Raw genomic sequence first — 14,303 nt, forward strand, 5'->3', positions numbered from 1 at the left:
GGTTCACGTGGTTCACGTGGTTCACATGGTCCGCACGGCTCACTTGACCGAGCCCGCGGTGAGACCCGACTTCCAGAAGCGTTGCAGCAGAATGAAGGCGAGGATCAGCGGCAGGACCGCGAGGAGCGAACCAATGATCACCACGGGGTAGTACTCGGGCGAGACGGTGGCGGAGCTGTTCCAGGTGTAGAGGCCGAGGCTGACCGGGTACAGCTTCTCGTCCGAGAGCATCACCATCGGCAGGAAGAAGTTGTTCCAGATGGCGGTGAGCTGAAAGAGGAACACCGTGACCAGGCCGGGCCCCAGCATGCGCAGCGAGACCCGCAGGTAGGTGGTGAGCTCCCCCGCGCCGTCCACCCGGGCCGCTTCGAGCACTTCGTCGGGCACATACCCCTGGCTGAAGATCCGCCCGAGGTAGACGCCGAACGGGTTGAAGAGGACGGGGATGAACACCGCCCAGAAGGTGTCGACGACACCCGTGGCCGATGCCATCAGGTACAGCGGCAGTGCGAGCACCGTCTGCGGCACCATCACCGCGGCGAGCACCAGACCGAAGACCTTCTCCTTGTGCCGGAAGCGGTACTTGTCGAAGGCGTAGCCGCAGGCGACGCTCACCAGTGCGCTGATCGCGGCGCCCAGGACGGCGTACAGGAGGCTGTTGGTGTACCAGCGGCCGTAGAGCCCGCCGTCCATCGCGAACAGGTCGCGGAGGTTCTGTACGAAGGAGAAGTCGGACAGGGAGAAGAAGTTGCTGCTGAACAGCGCGTCCCGGTTCTTGGACGCGGCGAGCACCAGCCACAGGACGGGCAGCAGGGTGTAGAGCACCGCGATGCCGACCACGGTGTTCACGACGGCGCGGCCCAGGAGGCGGGGGCGGTGCGCGGTGAGGGTGTCGGCGCTCATCGTGCGGCCTCCTTCTGGGAGCGGTTCGTCCAGCGGGTGACGCCGTAGGAGAGGGCGACCGTGCACAGGAGCAGGATCACCGAGGCGGCGGCGGCCAGGCCGTAGTTGTTGCGGGTGAAGGCCGCGTCGTAGATGTACATGCTGGGCGAGAAGCGCGAGTTGATCATCGGGGACGACTGGCTGAGCAGCATGGGTTCGGTGAACAGCTGCATCGCCCAGATCAGGGTGAACATGGCGACCATCAGGATCGATGAGCGCACCAGGGGCGCCTTGACCTGGAGTGCGGTGCGCACGGGTCCCGCGCCGTCGACGACGGCGGCCTCGATCACTTCTCGGGGCACGGCCTGCAGGGCGGCGTAGAAGATCACCATGTTGTAGCCGAGGTTGCTCCACAGGGCGATGTTCACGATCGACGGGAGCACGGTGTGCACGCCGAGGAGGTCGATGGTGATGTCGCCCTTGTCGAGCAGGTCGATGACCGGGCTGAGCCCCGGCGTGTAGAGGTAGAGCCAGATGAGGGCCGCGATGATGCCGGGCACCGCGTGCGGCAGGAAGAGCCCCAACTGGGCCCAGGCGCGCAGCCGTACGACGCCCGAGTCGAGCAGCAGGGCGAGGGCGAGGGCGCCGATCACCATCAGCGGGATATAGATCAGGCAGTAGAGGGCGACCAGGCCGAGGCTGCCGAGGAAGGTCGGGTCGGTGAGGACGGCCGTGTAGCTGCGCAGGCCCACGAAGACCGTGCGTTCGGGGCCGAAGCCCAGGCCCGGCTGGTCGTCGCTGAAGAAGCTCAGCCAGACCGCGGTGCCGACGGGTATCAGGAAGACCGTCACCAACAGGATCAGGAACGGGGTCATCAGGACGCCGCACGCCATGTGTTCACGGCGCCGCGCCCGCGTGCGGGCGCGGCGGTCGGGGACGGGGGCGTCGGCGGTGCGGGTGGCGCGGGCCGGGGGCGCGGTCGTGGTCATCGGGGGTCACCTGCCTTTCTGCTCATGTGCTGTGCTCGGAGGTCGTAAGGCCCAGCGCCCTGAGGTCCGGCATGGTGCCGTCGTGCGCGGCGCGCACGGCGTCGATGAGCGAGCCCTGGCCGCCGCCGGCGCGGGCGAAGCCGTCCTGCATGACCTTCTGGGTGGCGGTCATCCGCGGCCCCCAGACCCAGCCGTCGCGGATCGTCTCGGCCTGTTCCTGGAAGAGGCGGTAGATGTCCTGGCCGGAGTAGTAGGCCCGGTCGAAGGCCTTCCGGCCCACGGGGACCAGGTCGGGGACGGCCGGGTACTGGCTGCTCGCGCCGCTGGAGAGGCGGGCGCGCAGGGCGTCGGGGTGCGCGACCTGCCACTCGATGAACTCCATGGCGGCTTCGGGGTGCCGGCTGTCCTTGGTGACGGCGAAGGTGGATCCGCCGTGGGTGCCGACGACGGGGTTGCCGGGGTCCCACTGCGGGAGCGGGGCGAGTGCCCACAGGCCCTTCTGGCCCGGCCGTGCGTTCATCTGCGAGCCGGCGTCCCAGGCGCCGCTGAGCCGGGCAAGGACCAGGCCCTCGCTGAGCTGGGAGTCGTAGTGCCTGCTCTCGGAGGCGTTGACGAAGAGCAGATCGTCGTCGATGAGCCGCTGCCAGTACGCCGCGACCTTCCGGGTCGGGCGGTCCGTGAGCGAGACGTTCCAGGCGCCGTCGCGGGTGTCGAACCACTGGGCGCCCGCCTGCCAGGCCCACGCGGCGAACTGGGTGCCGCCGTCGGTGGGGAAGAGCGCGATGCGCCGGTCGCGCGCCTTGTCGCGCACGGTGCGGGCGGCCTCGGTGAACTCGTCCCAGGTGCGCGGGACTTCGATGCCGTACGTGTCGAACAGGTCGGTGCGGTAGTGCAGCACCATCGGCTCGACGTCGAGCGGGACGCTGAAGACCCGCTTCTCGAAGGTGGTGAGGCCGAGCGCCTGTGGCAGCAGCTTGGCGCGCAGCCGGTCGGTCATCAGGGAGGTGATGTCCCGGGCGACGCCGTCGATGGCGAAGCCGGGGACCTGGGGGTACTCAAGGGTGGCGACGTCCGGGGCGTTCCCGGCTCGGGCTGCGTTGCTGAGTTTGGCGTATCCGCCCATGGCCCCCGAGGGGATCTGCTGGAACTCGACCTGGATGCGGTCGTGGGTCTCGTTGAACGCGTCGACCACTTCCTGGCTTCCGCGCAGCGCGGACCAGAAGGTGATGCGTGTGGTGCCGCCCCTGCCGCGCGACGTCCGGCCCGTGCTGCCCGAACAGGCGCTGAGTGCACCTGCCATGGGAACGGCGGCTGTCACGGCGAGCAGGGACCGGCGGCTCGGTCGACCAGGCATGGGTGCCTCCCGCGGCTCTTGTTCGGGACACGGGAATCCTGATCGCGTGAACGATGCCGGTCAATAGACCGATCAAAAGAAACTGAAGCGGTCAAACGATCCGTGCGTGCGTGGCGGATCCGCGGACCTTGAGCTCCGGCAGAAGCTCCACCCGCTGCGGCGTCCCCGCGCCCTGCCCCGCCAACTCGTCGAGCCTGCGCAGCAGTAGACCGGCCGCCGTCCGTCCCACCTCGTGCTTCGGCGGGGCCACGGCGGTGAGGGGAGTGCTGCCGAGCGCGGCCACCACATCGTCGTACGCCACCACGGAGCAGTCCTGCGGAACCCGCACCCCGCGCTCCATGAGCTGCGACACGAGCATCAGCGCGTCGACGTCGCCGTGCAGCACGGCGCCCGTCGCCCCGCGCTCCCGCAGCCGCGCCGCGAGGTCGAGCGGCTCGCGCACGCGGCCGGGACCGGCGCCCTCGGCGCTGAGCATCACGCTCCAGTCCTCGATCTCGGGCCGTGCGGCGGCGATATCGGCGAAGGCGGCACGCAGCGCGCGGGCCGTCGGGCTGTCGTCGCGTGCGGCCAGGACGATCCGCCGGTGGCCGAGCTGGACGAGGTGGTCGACGGCGAGGTGGATGCCGTACCAGTGGTCGGTGCAGACCGAGTCCATGGCGTGCAACGCACTGCCCGCGCGCGGCCGCCGCTCCATCAGGACCGTGGGCACACCCGAGGCGGCGAGCCAGGCGTAGTCCGCTTCCTCCTCGGCCGACGTGCGCCAGCGCGGAGCAATGAGGAGACCCCGCACATCCTCGGCCAACACCCGCTCGACCAGGGGCCGTTCGGCGCCCTCCACCTGCGGTGCGATGTGCAGCGCGACCCGTATCCCGGCCTCGTTCAGGACGCCTCGGGCCCCGTGCATCGTCTCGTACAGGTAGGTGTGCCGCTCGGGCACCATCAGCGCCACGGCCCCGGCGCCCGTCATCGGCTCGGCAGGCGCGGCGCTGCGCTCCACGGACCCGACCGACCGCGCCACCCCGTGCCCCCGCCTCAACTTGCCCTCCCGGGCGAGGTCTTCGACGTCCCGGCGCACGGTGATCACCGAGACCTCGAGATCGTCGGCGAGGTCACTCAGCCGCACCTCGCCCCGCGACTCCACGACCGCGAGTATCCGCTGCCGCCTGACATCCCTCGGCTCCCGCATACTGCCGACCCCCTCGCGACGTACCCATCAGGTGTTCGTTTGAGCGTTTCGCTGGAGGATATCGATCAATGGCCCGCCCATGTCCAGGTCGGCGATGTTCGTCGGGCGCGGCTCGTCATGAGCGGCCCATCACTGGCGGCTGAGCGAGCGTGTGATGCCTGCCGCGACGGTGGTGACAAGGACCCAGCCCGTGGCGACCAGCAGGTACGCGAGCCACTGGTACCAGCCGTCCGGCGCGAAGGCCGACTCCTGACCGAAGCCGATGATCGGCAGGAGCAGATCGAGGGTGTAGAAGACGGGGTTGAATTCGGGCGCCTCGTCGGACTTCAGCGGGCGCGGATGGTGGAGGCCGAAGGCGAGCGCCCCGGTGAGCAGCAGGACGAGCAGCCATCCGGCGGCGCGCATCGGCCGGAATCCGTAGCCGACCGTCACGTCCTGGAGATGGCCCCAGATCCTGGCGTACGGGGGCAGGGTGCGCCGGTGGCGGCGGAGCTTGGCCAGTTGCACGGTGCGGGCCGCGGCCTCGTCGCCGACCGTGCGGTACGCGGTGGCCAACTGCTCGTAGCCCTGCGGGAGATAGCCCGCCGCCTCACGCTCGAGCAGCGGCAGTCGCTGTTCGGCGGGCAGGTGCGGGGCGATCCTCTGGTACGTGAGGCCATCGAGCTTGACCTCGCCCGGCCACACCTCCGGAGGGACGTGCAGCAGGTCGAGCTGGGAGCGGCGCAGGTTCACGGCGCCGTGGATCGGAGCGGCCTCGCGCAGCCACAGCTCGCCGACGACACAGCTGCTGGCGCGCAGCGCCGTCCCACCGGGGCGGGAGAGGCGGGCGTAGGCCAGATTGACGTGCCGCGGGATTCTGGCGCCGCTCAGGTTGAGCGTGCCGCGGGCGCGCAGCCGCATGGCCCGCAGATCGGTGCCGACCGACAGGGTCTCGGCGTACAGGGCGACGTCACCGGGAGCGTTCAACACGGCGCTGTCGAGATTGACCTGCCCGGCGACGGTCGCACCGTTCAGCCGGACCTGGCCGTGGGCCACCAGGCCGACCGCCCATACATCGGCTCCTATCACGGCGTGATTCAGCTGCAGCACCGCTTCCGCCGCCCCTTCCGGATCTGGCGAGTCCGGCGCGGGCGGCTCGTCGGGGGCGGTCGGGGTGCCGAGCTCCGCCCCATTGGCGAAGAAGGTGCCGGCGATCTGCGCGCCCGCGAGCCGGACGGGACCGGCTATGCGGCAGCAGCTGATCCGCAGGACCAGCTCGACGCGGAGGTCCCCGGCCCTGAGACCCGGAAGGACCGAGTCGCTGAGCACCAGTGCGCGGACCTGGGCACCGTAGAGGTTCGGCGTCCCGTCGAAGTGGCAGGACCGCAGCCGTACGGGATGCTCGACCGTCCCGTACAAGAGGTCGAGGCAGCCGGTGATCCGCGCGCCGGTCAGCTTCATGCCCGCCGTCTCGCCGTCCCGCGTCGGCCCGTTGAGCAGCAGCGCCCGCAGTACCTCGGCGCGCACCGTCCGCTCGGGCCCCCAGGAGGCACCGGCCCCGGGGTCCTCGTCGTGGCTCTCGCGGAAGTCGACGCCCTCGCCGAGGGGAAACGCCTGCCAGACGCGGTGCTCCGCCGGTGTCAGGTCGGTGATCTCCATCGGCCGGATGCTGTCGCGGGCGCGATCGGGCTGTCAACCACGGGCTTGGGTCCGCCGACGCGGAGACCATTCGAAATGGGATCCATTTTCATATAGCCTCGACGTCGCACCGCCGAGAAAGGACCCGCACCCATGGCCGTACCCAAGCGGAAGATGTCCCGCAGCAACACCCGTCACCGCCGGGCGCAGTGGAAGGCCAGCACCCCGCAGCTCGTGCCGATCACTGTCGACGGCTCCGCGTACCTGGTGCCCCAGCGACTGGCCAAGGCGTACGAGCGCGGGCTGCTGCGCCCCGAGGGCTGAGAGACACGGCCGCCGCCGGGTGGGCATACGGCCCTCGCGCTCTCACAGCAGCAGCCGCAGCAGATGCTCGCAGGCCTCCCCCTCGTCCGCGTGCCGGGCGAGGGGGTGGTGCGTTCCGCGTTCGTACGTTCCGGTCTCCCACGCCTCGCCGTCCCCGGTTCTCCGCAGGTAGACGAAGTCGGGGGGCGTGGGAACCGGTTCGTGGACGCCCTCGATCCAGTAGTAGCCGTCGGCGACACCGGCTTCGGTCAGTGCGGCAGGCAGCCCACGGACGTCCATCGGCGCGCTAGTCGTTCGCGGGCTCGAGGTAGCCGTGGTCGAGCAGCCACTTCACGTTCAGGCGCTGCCCCTCCCCCGGGTCAAGGAACACCGCGTCGAGCTTGATCTGCTGGCCGCCGCCGGGCTGCGCGAACCACGGGGCGATGCCGCCCTGCCAGACGTAGAACGGCTTGTTCACCTCGTAGACGCGGTAGTCGCAGGCGACCGCGGCGTCACGGGTGTTGAGGTTCTGCGGAGGCAGTGCGCGCTCGGCGTACGAGTCGCCCGCGGGGGCCAGGAACGAGCCGTACTCCGATCCGAACCGGTCGAGGAGTTCACCCTTCTCCAGCTCCTCGGGGTGCTTGTCGACCTGGCCGTTGACCGTCTCGAAGCCGTCGTTCGGCGGGTACTTCCAGCTGCCCGTGTCGGCGGGGCCCTCCCAGTACTTCTTCAGGAAGGACGCCGGCGAGAGACCGCCCGTGCGCTTCCACCCCTTGAGCAGCGGGCCGACCGGCTCCTGCCACTTCTTGGGGAGCCACTTGGGGCCGAGGCGGGCGTCCTTGTGGAACTCGCCGGTGCAGGGTTCGTGCGGTGCCGAAGGCGACGACGATCCCGCCGGCGACGGCGCCGGCTTCTGCTCCTCCGCCGCTGTCGCGGTGGGTGCGACCGCCATCGCGGTCGCCACGCCGAGCGCGGCCAGGACGGTACGGATCCGGATCACAGAACTGCGGTCCACTCAGCGACTCCTCGCGTATCCACGGGAAACGAAAACAGCTCGCACACCGTATCCGAGCAGTGGCTCTCAGTGGTCAACTTCCGTCACGGCGAGCCGGAACCGGCCATCGGATCCCGGCGCCGACAGAGGGCGGTACCGGCGGTGCACCGCAGCTCGGGGCGGGCGGCTGCGGGGGTGGCCGCAGAGGAGGGCCGGGGCGAGGCCGGCGAAGAGGAGAACGGCCCCTGCTCTAGGCTGGTCTGTTCAGGTTTCCCTCACAGTCGTCCGTCGCGTCCAGGGCGGCGGGCATGCCGTCCAGGACGGTGAAACTGTGGTCGAGCCGCGTGATGCGCAGCACGCGCCAGACGCGCGGACCGCTGCGCACCAGGCGCAGGGAACACCGCCTCGCGACGGCCAGGGCCTTGATCCGGACCAGCAGCCGCAGACCGCCGGCGTCCAGAAACGTCACCTGCCGCAGGTCCACGACCACATCAGCGCCTGGCCGGTCCAGTAACTCCGCTACGCACGGCGCGAGTTCCAGATCCGCCCAGGCGTCCAGCTCACCGTGGAACGTCAGAATGATCGATTCGCCGACCACGCGGTGGTGCAGCGCAAAGCCCGGGTCGGGCGTGCCCATGGTTCACCCCCCAACTTCACTCCACCCCGCATACGAAGAGTAACGACAACGCGAGCGACGCGACCTTGAGATCGGCGCCAAACGCCGCCCGGGTCCGGGGCGGCACCGCGATTGGCATCTACATCTTGCCCGCTCAGGGCCAGTTCATACCTCGGGGGGCTATCGTCGGCCACCTCGCGGCGCGCATTCAGGGCAAGTTGGCCGCAGTTACTCTGCGTATTCGCCGCGCTCTTTCCCGCGCTGCCTGCGCCATCGATTCGCCTGTTCGTCCTCCGAACGGCCCTCGGGGGCGCCGCAGATGTCCGGATCGTGTCGTTGTGGCCGCTGAACACGTGTGGGACGTCGGCTGTTCTGCGGGGTTTCCGGGCGGGGCCCGCCCGGCAGGCCGGCACGGCGAGGGGGAAGACCGGATGAGGCGTTGCAGGCAGACCGCGGCGGCCCTGGTCGCCCTGGTCCTGACCGGCGCCGCCGGGTGCGGCGGGTCGGACGGCGGGCAGGGCGATGACGGGTTGACCATCGCTGTCCGCGATGACCTTCCGGGCATCGGGCTCCGGGGCCCCGACGGCGTGTACCGCGGCCTGGACATCGACGTCGCCACCTATGTCGCCGGGCAGTTGGGCGTGCCGAAGGACCGGATCGCCTGGAAGGCGACCGTCCCGGCCGAGCGCGAGAACCTGCTGGTGCGCGGGGACGTGGACCTCGTGGTCGCCAGCTATTCGATCACCGAGCAGCACAAGCGGAAGGTCTCCTGCGCCGGGCCGTACTTCCTCGCCCACCAAGACCTGCTCGTCCGCGCCGAGGACACGTCCATCAAGGGTGCGAAGGACCTGAACTCCCGGAAGCTCTGCTCGGTCACCGGGTCCACGTCGGCGCAGAACGTGAAGGACGAACTCGCGCCCGATGCCGACCTGTAGGAGTTCAGCTCGCCCACGGAGTGTCTGACCGGCCTGGAGAACGAGGTCGTCGACGCCCTCACCAACGACGACGCGATTCTGGCCGGATTCGCCGCCCAACGCGCGCACCGCGGCAAGTTCAGGCTCGTCGGCCATGCGTAACCTGCTGCTCACCGCCCTCGCCTCCCGCACCGAATCCTGGGTGAGGCGCAGCAGGAAGAGCACCGGCGCAGCGGTCACCGCGAGCCCCGCGGGGAGAACTCCCCTCACCTGATCGACACTGGCTCGACACCGGCTCGACGCCAGTCGGCGTTGCACAGAACGCAACTCCCGTTGTGCCTCTTGTCCTCGGAGTTTCCGGGCGCCACTGTGTCTGCCACGTATGTCACCACCGACGCATGAGTCACGAACGGACATGGAGGCAGGCATGACCGGTGAGAACGACGGGCAGCGTACGGCAGGCGACTGGGGACGGCGGGGTTTCATCGGAGCGCTCGCCGCCACTGCCGTCGCCGCGTCCGCGCCTGCCGCAGTCGCCTCGGCGTCCGCCCCGGCCCCGGGATGGCCGCCGTACCGCGCCCGCCCGCTCTACCTCGGCACCTACACCAGCCGGCCGGACGGCGGCACCGGCATCGGTCTGGCCACCTACGACGAAGCGACGGGGCACATCACCGGCACCGGCACGCTGACCGGCGTACCCGATCCCTCCTACCTCTGCCTCCATCCCTCGGGTCGGACTCTCTACGCCGTCAATGAGCGCGAGCAGGGCGGCGTGACCGCGATCAGGCTCTCCGCCGAGGGACCGGAAGTCCTGGGCGCGCGCGACACCGGCGGCGCGGGTCCCTGCCAACTGTCCGTGCACCCGAGCGGGCGCTGGCTGCTCAGCGCCAACTATGTCTCCGGGAACGTGGCCCTCCACCCGGTCCAACGCTCCGGCGCACTGGGCGAGTTGAGCGACCTCGTCACTCACTCCAGCCCGCCTCCCGGTCCCGGTCAGGACGGGCCGCACGCCCACCAGATCGTGACCAGCCCGGACGGCGGTCATCTCCTCGCCGTCGACCTGGGCAACGACACCGTCTACAGCTACCGTCTCGACGCGAAGAAGGGGAAGCTCACCCAGGTCTCGTACGCCACGCTGCGACCGGGCGCGGGGCCGCGCCACCTCACCTTCCACCCCTCCGGACGCTTCGCGTATCTGGCCAACGAGCTCGACAACACCGTGGTCGTCTGCGCGTACGACCCCGCGAGCGGGCGGCTGACTCCCGGCTCTCCGCAGACCACCGGCACGGGCGAGGGCACCAGCTATCCGGCGCAGTTGCTCGTCACGCGCGAGGGCTCCTTCGCCTTCCTCGCCAACCGCGGGCACAACAGCCTCACGCGGTACGCGATCGAGGCGGGCGGCGCCCGGCTGCGGCTGCTCGACACGGTCCCCGTCGGCGGCGACTTCCCCCGGCACATCGCCTTCTCGCCGTCGCAGCGGCTGCTGTTCGCGGCCAACCAGAAGTCGAGCTCGGTGAGCGTCTTCCAGGTCGGCAAGACAGGCCGACTGCGCCTGGCGGGAAAGCCGTTCGCCGCCCCGATCGCGGTATGTGCGCTGCCGTTGTAGGCGTTGGCAGTCGGAACGGGTACTCCGCCCGTCTCCGCCACGTACGAAGGAAAGGCCGCGTCCGCCCCAGGACTTCGTTCCGCCCCGCCCCCGCCTGGCTCTCCGACGCCGTCTTCCACCAGATCTATCCGCAGTCCTTCGCCGACTCCGACGGCGACGGCATCGGTGACTTCAACGGCATCACCGCGCATCTGGACCCCTGGCCTGGCTGGGGGGCAACGCCGTGGTGATCAACCCCCGCAGCGCACCGGCCGCGTTCACCACCGATGCCGCAGGCGGGACGGGCCCGCTGGCCCTGGAGGCGCAGGGGGTGGAGGCCGGGAGCGGGGTCGTCACGGCGCGCGGGTTCGGGTACGGCGTCTTCGATCTGCGTCCGACACCCCCTTCCGCTTAAGTCCCGACGGGACAGGTGTCCCATTGGGACATCACGGGTGTACAGTCGAAGACGTGAACGACAAGGTGACGGAATCCGGCTCAGGGTCCGGCGAGGACCGCAGGCAGCGCAAGGCCCGGCAGACCCGGGAGGCGCTCGCCGACGCGGCCATCGACCTGATCCTGGAGCACGGCCTCGCGGCCGTCACCGTGGAGGCCGTCGCCGAGCGCGCCGACGTCACGCGCCGCACCTTCAGCCGCCACTTCAGCAGCAAGGAGGCGGCGGCGCTCGACTTCACGCGCGCCGACGGCGACCGCATCAACGCGGCCCTGCGCACCCGCCCCGCCGACGAGCCCCCGCTGGCGGCCTACCGCGCGGCCGTGCGGGAGTGGCTCACCGACCCGGAGGCTCCGGGCCTGCACCGCCGGTCCCGGACACGGGCGCTCCTGGCGCTCGTCGACACGGAACCGGCACTGTTCGCCGCGTACGAACGCGTCCGGGTCGACGCCCAGGACGAGTCCGTCCGCATCATCGCCGACCGGCTCGGCACCGACCCCGCCCGGGACCAGCGCCCGGCCGTCGTCGTCGGCGCCGCCGCCGGAGTGCTGACCGCCGCCCTGCGCAGCTGGGCGCGCGGCGGGCACGCCGAAGGAAGAGACGACGCAGACCTCACCGCGCACGTGGAGCGGGCCTACGCCGTTCTGACCGGGGAGGCAGCACTCGCGGCCCCCCACATCGCATGAGGAAAGTGAAGAGCACCATGAGCACCACCCCCACTCCGTCCGCCGCCTCGGTCCCCGACTACGCCACCGAGTTCGCGGGCAAGACCGCCCTGATCACCGGTGCCGCCTCCGGCATCGGCCTGGCCACCGCCCGCCGCCTGGGCGCCGGCGGGGCGAACGTCGTCATCGCCGACCACAACGCCGAGGGTGCGGAGAAGGCCGCCGCGCAGCTCCTCGCGGAGGGCGTCAAGGCCGCCGCGGTCGCCGTGGACGTCACCGAGCCCGCGTCGGTCGAGGCCGCCGTGCGGTTCGCTGTCGACACGTTCGGCGGGCTCGACCTCGCGGTCAACAACGCGGGCATCGGCGGGGAGAGCAAGCCGACGGGCGCGTACGACATCGATGTCTACAACCGCGTCATCCGCACGAACCTCGACGGCGTCTTCTACTCGATGCGCTATGAGCTCCCGGTCCTGGAGGCCGCGGGCGCGGGCGCCATCGTGAACGTCGCCTCGATACTCGGCTCCGTCGGCTTCGCGGGCTCCCCCGCCTACGTCGCCGCCAAGCACGGAGTCGTCGGCCTGACCAAGACCGCCGCCGCCGAGTACGCGGCGAAGGGCATCCGCGTGAACGCGGTCGGCCCCGGCTTCATCGAGACGCCGCTCCTGCAGAACATGGACAAGGAGGCGTACGACGCCCTCGTCTCCCTGCACCCGGCGGGCCGCCTCGGCCGCTCCGAGGAGGTGGCCGACCTGATCGTGTTCCTGCTCTCGGAGCGGGCCTCGTTCATCCACGGCAGCTACCACCTGGTGGACGGCGCGTACACCGCCCGCTGATCCCCTCGCCGCCACCCCGCCTACGGCTTGGTGAAGTCGACGTCCTGGGCCCTCGCGACGATCTCCACCTCGTCGCCGAGGGCCCATTCGGCGACCCGGGACACCATCGCCGCCGGGACCGTGTCGCTGATGCCTTCGGCGGCCGGGATGTCGTACGTCGCGTGCGCGTCGTGCGGCAGGACGACACGGAAGCCCAGTTCAAGGGCCGTGCGCGCGGTCGCGAGCACGCACATCTCGGACTGCACCCCACAGACTGCGAGGTCGCGCACGCCCGCATCGGCGAGCAGTTTCGCGAGTCCGGTCTCCTCGAAGCCGTCGTCGACGGTCTTGCGCAGGACCTGTTCGCCCCGGTCGGCGTGCACGGGAAAGTGGATCTCCCAGCCGGGGGTGCCGGGTTCGTCGACGGCTCCCTGCTCGCCGTCGTTCTGGAGCTGGACGACGACGGCGCCCGCGGCGCGGGCCCGCGTGATCAGGTCGGTCGTCCGGTCGAGGACGCGGGCCGCGTCGGGCACGGCGCCTTCGCCGGTGACGAAGGCGTACTGCAGGTCGACGACGATCAGCGCCTGGACGGGCTCGGTGGGACCTGCCGATGACTCACTCATGGTCCACCATCTTGCCGTTCGCCATGATCAGCCGTACGTCGCCCAGGGCCGCCACGTCCTTGAGCGGATCTCCGTGCACCGCGATGAGGTCGGCGCGGTATCCGGCGGCCAGGCGTCCGACGTGGTCGGCGATGCCCAGGGCGTCGGCGGCCTCCGTGGTCGCCATGTCGATGACGCGGTCGGGTTCGACGCCCAAGTGCTGGTAGAAGCCCAGGCTCTGGGCCAGGCCGTCGCAGCCCGCCCGCTGGACCCCGGCGTCCGTCCCGGCGATCAGCCGCGCCCCGCGCTCCGCCATCGTGCGGACCTGGTCGAACATCGCCTTGGCCCGTTCCTCTCCGAAGAACATGGGCAGCATCCGCCAGTTCGGGCTGACGGTGGGGCAGATCCGGATGCCTTTGGCGACGATGGCCTCCAGGACGTCCTCGCGCAGGCCGAGGCCCTTGCGGGTCATCCAGGTGCAGTGCTCGATGGTGTCGACGCCCGCCATCACGGCGGCGACGATCCCGGCGGTGCCGTGCGCGTGGGCGGCGACCGGCAGCCCTGCCCGGCGCGCCTCGCGCACGACGACGCGGATCTCGGGGGCGCCGAACTGGGCCTGCCAGGTGGCGGGGCCACCCCGGGTGAGACCGCCGCCGGTGGCCATGACCTTGATGACGTCGGCGCCGAGCTCGGCGTTGCGCCGCACCAGGGCGCGGATCTCGCTCTCACCCTCGACCTCACCGCCCAGGAACCAGCAGTGGCCGCCTTTCGTGGTCAGCGGCGTCGTGGCGGCGACGATCCGCGGGCCCGGGACCCGGGACGCGGCGATCTCGTCGCGCAGGCACAGGGTGAGACGGTTCCGGTCCCCCAGGTCGCGCACGGTGGTGACGCCGCTGCACAGGAACTGCAGCGCTCGCTCCTCCATCGCCGCCATGAGGGTGGTGTCGCTGTGCGCGTCCAGGACCGCGACGGGATCCTTGCTCGCGTCGAAGACCAGGTGGACATGGGCGTCGATGAGTCCGGGCAGCACCGTGGCGTCGGGCAGTGCGATGCGCTGCGACACGCCATGTGCCAGGGGCTCGACCTCGGTCCGGACGCCCGCGGCGACGATGTCGGTGCCCTGTGTCAGTACGGCGCCGTCCGTGACGCACTGGCCACGCGGCCCGGTCAGAACCCGCCCTGCCGTGAGCAGCGTCTGGCTCGTCTGGCTCATCTCTGCCTTTCCGGGAAGGAGTTGGAGGAGCTGGCGGTGGTGCCGTCCTCCATCGTCCGTCATGACGGGGCAGAGTGTCCGTCACAGCAAGGCAGGAGCGCTGTTCGCGCGGCGTCCGGC

General features: G+C 70.7%; 16 protein-coding genes and 1 pseudogene. 7 read left to right on the forward strand and 10 right to left on the reverse strand.

Annotated features, from left to right (window positions below):
* Nucleotides 1–39: 39 nt before the first annotated feature.
* From AC5P1C_RS13925 to AC5P1C_RS13945, 5 genes are all read right to left on the reverse strand, one after another.
* A complete protein-coding gene (locus AC5P1C_RS13925; protein WP_493866094.1) occupies nt 40–903 on the reverse strand; it encodes a carbohydrate ABC transporter permease in 864 nt (287 codons plus the stop codon).
* Nucleotides 900–1,871, reverse strand: coding sequence for a carbohydrate ABC transporter permease (locus AC5P1C_RS13930; RefSeq protein WP_493866095.1), 972 nt, complete (start codon nt 1,869–1,871; stop codon nt 900–902). The genes AC5P1C_RS13925 and AC5P1C_RS13930 overlap by 4 nt, the downstream gene beginning before the upstream one ends.
* A gap of 22 nt (nt 1,872–1,893) precedes the next feature.
* Nucleotides 1,894–3,225 carry an ABC transporter substrate-binding protein gene (locus AC5P1C_RS13935; RefSeq protein WP_493866096.1) on the reverse strand — a complete coding sequence of 444 codons (1,332 nt, stop codon included), beginning with the start codon at nt 3,223–3,225 and terminating at the stop codon, nt 1,894–1,896.
* 91 nt (nt 3,226–3,316) lie between these two features.
* Nucleotides 3,317–4,411, reverse strand: a complete 1,095-nt coding sequence (locus AC5P1C_RS13940; RefSeq protein ID WP_493866097.1) for a substrate-binding domain-containing protein — start codon at nt 4,409–4,411, stop codon at nt 3,317–3,319.
* 129 nt (nt 4,412–4,540) lie between these two features.
* Nucleotides 4,541–6,049: a membrane-associated oxidoreductase gene (locus AC5P1C_RS13945; protein WP_493866098.1), complete on the reverse strand. Its 1,509-nt coding sequence runs from the start codon at nt 6,047–6,049 to the stop codon at nt 4,541–4,543.
* A 132-nt stretch (nt 6,050–6,181) separates the two neighbouring features.
* Here AC5P1C_RS13945 and rpmF point away from each other — a divergent pair, with 132 nt between their 5' ends.
* The gene (gene rpmF / locus AC5P1C_RS13950) at nt 6,182–6,352 is read left to right on the forward strand and encodes a 50S ribosomal protein L32 (protein WP_351156907.1); all 171 of its coding nucleotides are present in this window, start codon (nt 6,182–6,184) and stop codon (nt 6,350–6,352) included.
* Nucleotides 6,353–6,394: 42 nt separating this feature from the next.
* Here rpmF and AC5P1C_RS13955 read toward each other — a convergent pair whose 3' ends face one another.
* The 3 genes from AC5P1C_RS13955 to AC5P1C_RS13965 form a co-directional block, all read right to left on the reverse strand.
* Nucleotides 6,395–6,631: a hypothetical protein gene (locus AC5P1C_RS13955; protein WP_493866099.1), complete on the reverse strand. Its 237-nt coding sequence runs from the start codon at nt 6,629–6,631 to the stop codon at nt 6,395–6,397.
* Nucleotides 6,632–6,638: 7 nt separating this feature from the next.
* Nucleotides 6,639–7,283: a TNT domain-containing protein gene (locus AC5P1C_RS13960; protein ID WP_493866339.1), complete on the reverse strand. Its 645-nt coding sequence runs from the start codon at nt 7,281–7,283 to the stop codon at nt 6,639–6,641.
* Between the two features lie 292 nt (nt 7,284–7,575).
* Nucleotides 7,576–7,962: an STAS domain-containing protein gene (locus AC5P1C_RS13965; RefSeq protein ID WP_493866100.1), complete on the reverse strand. Its 387-nt coding sequence runs from the start codon at nt 7,960–7,962 to the stop codon at nt 7,576–7,578.
* A gap of 410 nt (nt 7,963–8,372) precedes the next feature.
* Between AC5P1C_RS13965 and AC5P1C_RS13970 the strand changes: the two genes are divergently transcribed.
* From AC5P1C_RS13970 to AC5P1C_RS13995, 6 genes and pseudogenes are all read left to right on the forward strand, one after another.
* A complete protein-coding gene (locus AC5P1C_RS13970) occupies nt 8,373–8,876 on the forward strand; it encodes a transporter substrate-binding domain-containing protein (RefSeq protein WP_493866101.1) in 504 nt (167 codons plus the stop codon).
* A 406-nt stretch (nt 8,877–9,282) separates the two neighbouring features.
* On the forward strand, nt 9,283–10,461 hold the full coding sequence (locus AC5P1C_RS13975; RefSeq protein ID WP_493866102.1) for a lactonase family protein: 1,179 nt from the start codon (nt 9,283–9,285) through the stop codon (nt 10,459–10,461).
* Nucleotides 10,462–10,532: 71 nt separating this feature from the next.
* Nucleotides 10,533–10,699: pseudogene (locus AC5P1C_RS13980) on the forward strand (alpha-amylase family glycosyl hydrolase); the annotation flags it as partial.
* Entirely contained in the window at nt 10,685–10,855 is a 171-nt protein-coding gene (locus AC5P1C_RS13985; RefSeq protein WP_493866355.1) for a hypothetical protein, read from the forward strand. The pseudogene AC5P1C_RS13980 and the gene AC5P1C_RS13985, both read left to right, overlap by 15 nt.
* Before the next feature lie 53 nt (nt 10,856–10,908).
* A complete protein-coding gene (locus AC5P1C_RS13990; protein WP_493866103.1) occupies nt 10,909–11,577 on the forward strand; it encodes a TetR/AcrR family transcriptional regulator in 669 nt (222 codons plus the stop codon).
* Between the two features lie 17 nt (nt 11,578–11,594).
* Nucleotides 11,595–12,389 (forward strand): SDR family NAD(P)-dependent oxidoreductase, encoded by a 795-nt coding sequence (locus AC5P1C_RS13995; RefSeq protein ID WP_493866104.1) that lies wholly within the window; start codon nt 11,595–11,597, stop codon nt 12,387–12,389.
* Nucleotides 12,390–12,409: 20 nt separating this feature from the next.
* Here AC5P1C_RS13995 and AC5P1C_RS14000 read toward each other — a convergent pair whose 3' ends face one another.
* Both AC5P1C_RS14000 and AC5P1C_RS14005 read right to left on the reverse strand, forming a co-directional pair.
* The gene (locus AC5P1C_RS14000; protein WP_493866105.1) at nt 12,410–12,991 is read right to left on the reverse strand and encodes an isochorismatase family protein; all 582 of its coding nucleotides are present in this window, start codon (nt 12,989–12,991) and stop codon (nt 12,410–12,412) included.
* Nucleotides 12,984–14,246, reverse strand: a complete 1,263-nt coding sequence (locus AC5P1C_RS14005; protein ID WP_493866106.1) for an amidohydrolase family protein — start codon at nt 14,244–14,246, stop codon at nt 12,984–12,986. Before AC5P1C_RS14005 ends, AC5P1C_RS14000 begins: the two co-directional genes overlap by 8 nt.
* Nucleotides 14,247–14,303: the final 57 nt, after the last annotated feature.

Source organism: Streptomyces sp. A18, assembly GCF_059026065.1.

Bases quoted from the DNA above. Each gene is read 5' to 3' on its own strand.
- AC5P1C_RS13925 (WP_493866094.1), bottom strand. From the start codon at position 903: ATGAGCGCCGACACCCTCACCGCGCACCGCCCCCGCCTCCTGGGCCGC.
- AC5P1C_RS13930 (WP_493866095.1), bottom strand. From the start codon at position 1,871: ATGACCACGACCGCGCCCCCGGCCCGCGCCACCCGCACCGCCGACGCC.
- AC5P1C_RS13935 (WP_493866096.1), bottom strand. From the start codon at position 3,225: ATGCCTGGTCGACCGAGCCGCCGGTCCCTGCTCGCCGTGACAGCCGCC.
- AC5P1C_RS13940 (WP_493866097.1), bottom strand. From the start codon at position 4,411: ATGCGGGAGCCGAGGGATGTCAGGCGGCAGCGGATACTCGCGGTCGTG.
- AC5P1C_RS13945 (WP_493866098.1), bottom strand. From the start codon at position 6,049: ATGGAGATCACCGACCTGACACCGGCGGAGCACCGCGTCTGGCAGGCG.
- rpmF (WP_351156907.1), top strand. From the start codon at position 6,182: ATGGCCGTACCCAAGCGGAAGATGTCCCGCAGCAACACCCGTCACCGC.
- AC5P1C_RS13955 (WP_493866099.1), bottom strand. From the start codon at position 6,631: ATGGACGTCCGTGGGCTGCCTGCCGCACTGACCGAAGCCGGTGTCGCC.
- AC5P1C_RS13960 (WP_493866339.1), bottom strand. From the start codon at position 7,283: ATGGCGGTCGCACCCACCGCGACAGCGGCGGAGGAGCAGAAGCCGGCG.
- AC5P1C_RS13965 (WP_493866100.1), bottom strand. From the start codon at position 7,962: ATGGGCACGCCCGACCCGGGCTTTGCGCTGCACCACCGCGTGGTCGGC.
- AC5P1C_RS13970 (WP_493866101.1), top strand. From the start codon at position 8,373: ATGAGGCGTTGCAGGCAGACCGCGGCGGCCCTGGTCGCCCTGGTCCTG.
- AC5P1C_RS13975 (WP_493866102.1), top strand. From the start codon at position 9,283: ATGACCGGTGAGAACGACGGGCAGCGTACGGCAGGCGACTGGGGACGG.
- AC5P1C_RS13995 (WP_493866104.1), top strand. From the start codon at position 11,595: ATGAGCACCACCCCCACTCCGTCCGCCGCCTCGGTCCCCGACTACGCC.
- AC5P1C_RS14000 (WP_493866105.1), bottom strand. From the start codon at position 12,991: ATGAGTGAGTCATCGGCAGGTCCCACCGAGCCCGTCCAGGCGCTGATC.
- AC5P1C_RS14005 (WP_493866106.1), bottom strand. From the start codon at position 14,246: ATGACGGACGATGGAGGACGGCACCACCGCCAGCTCCTCCAACTCCTT.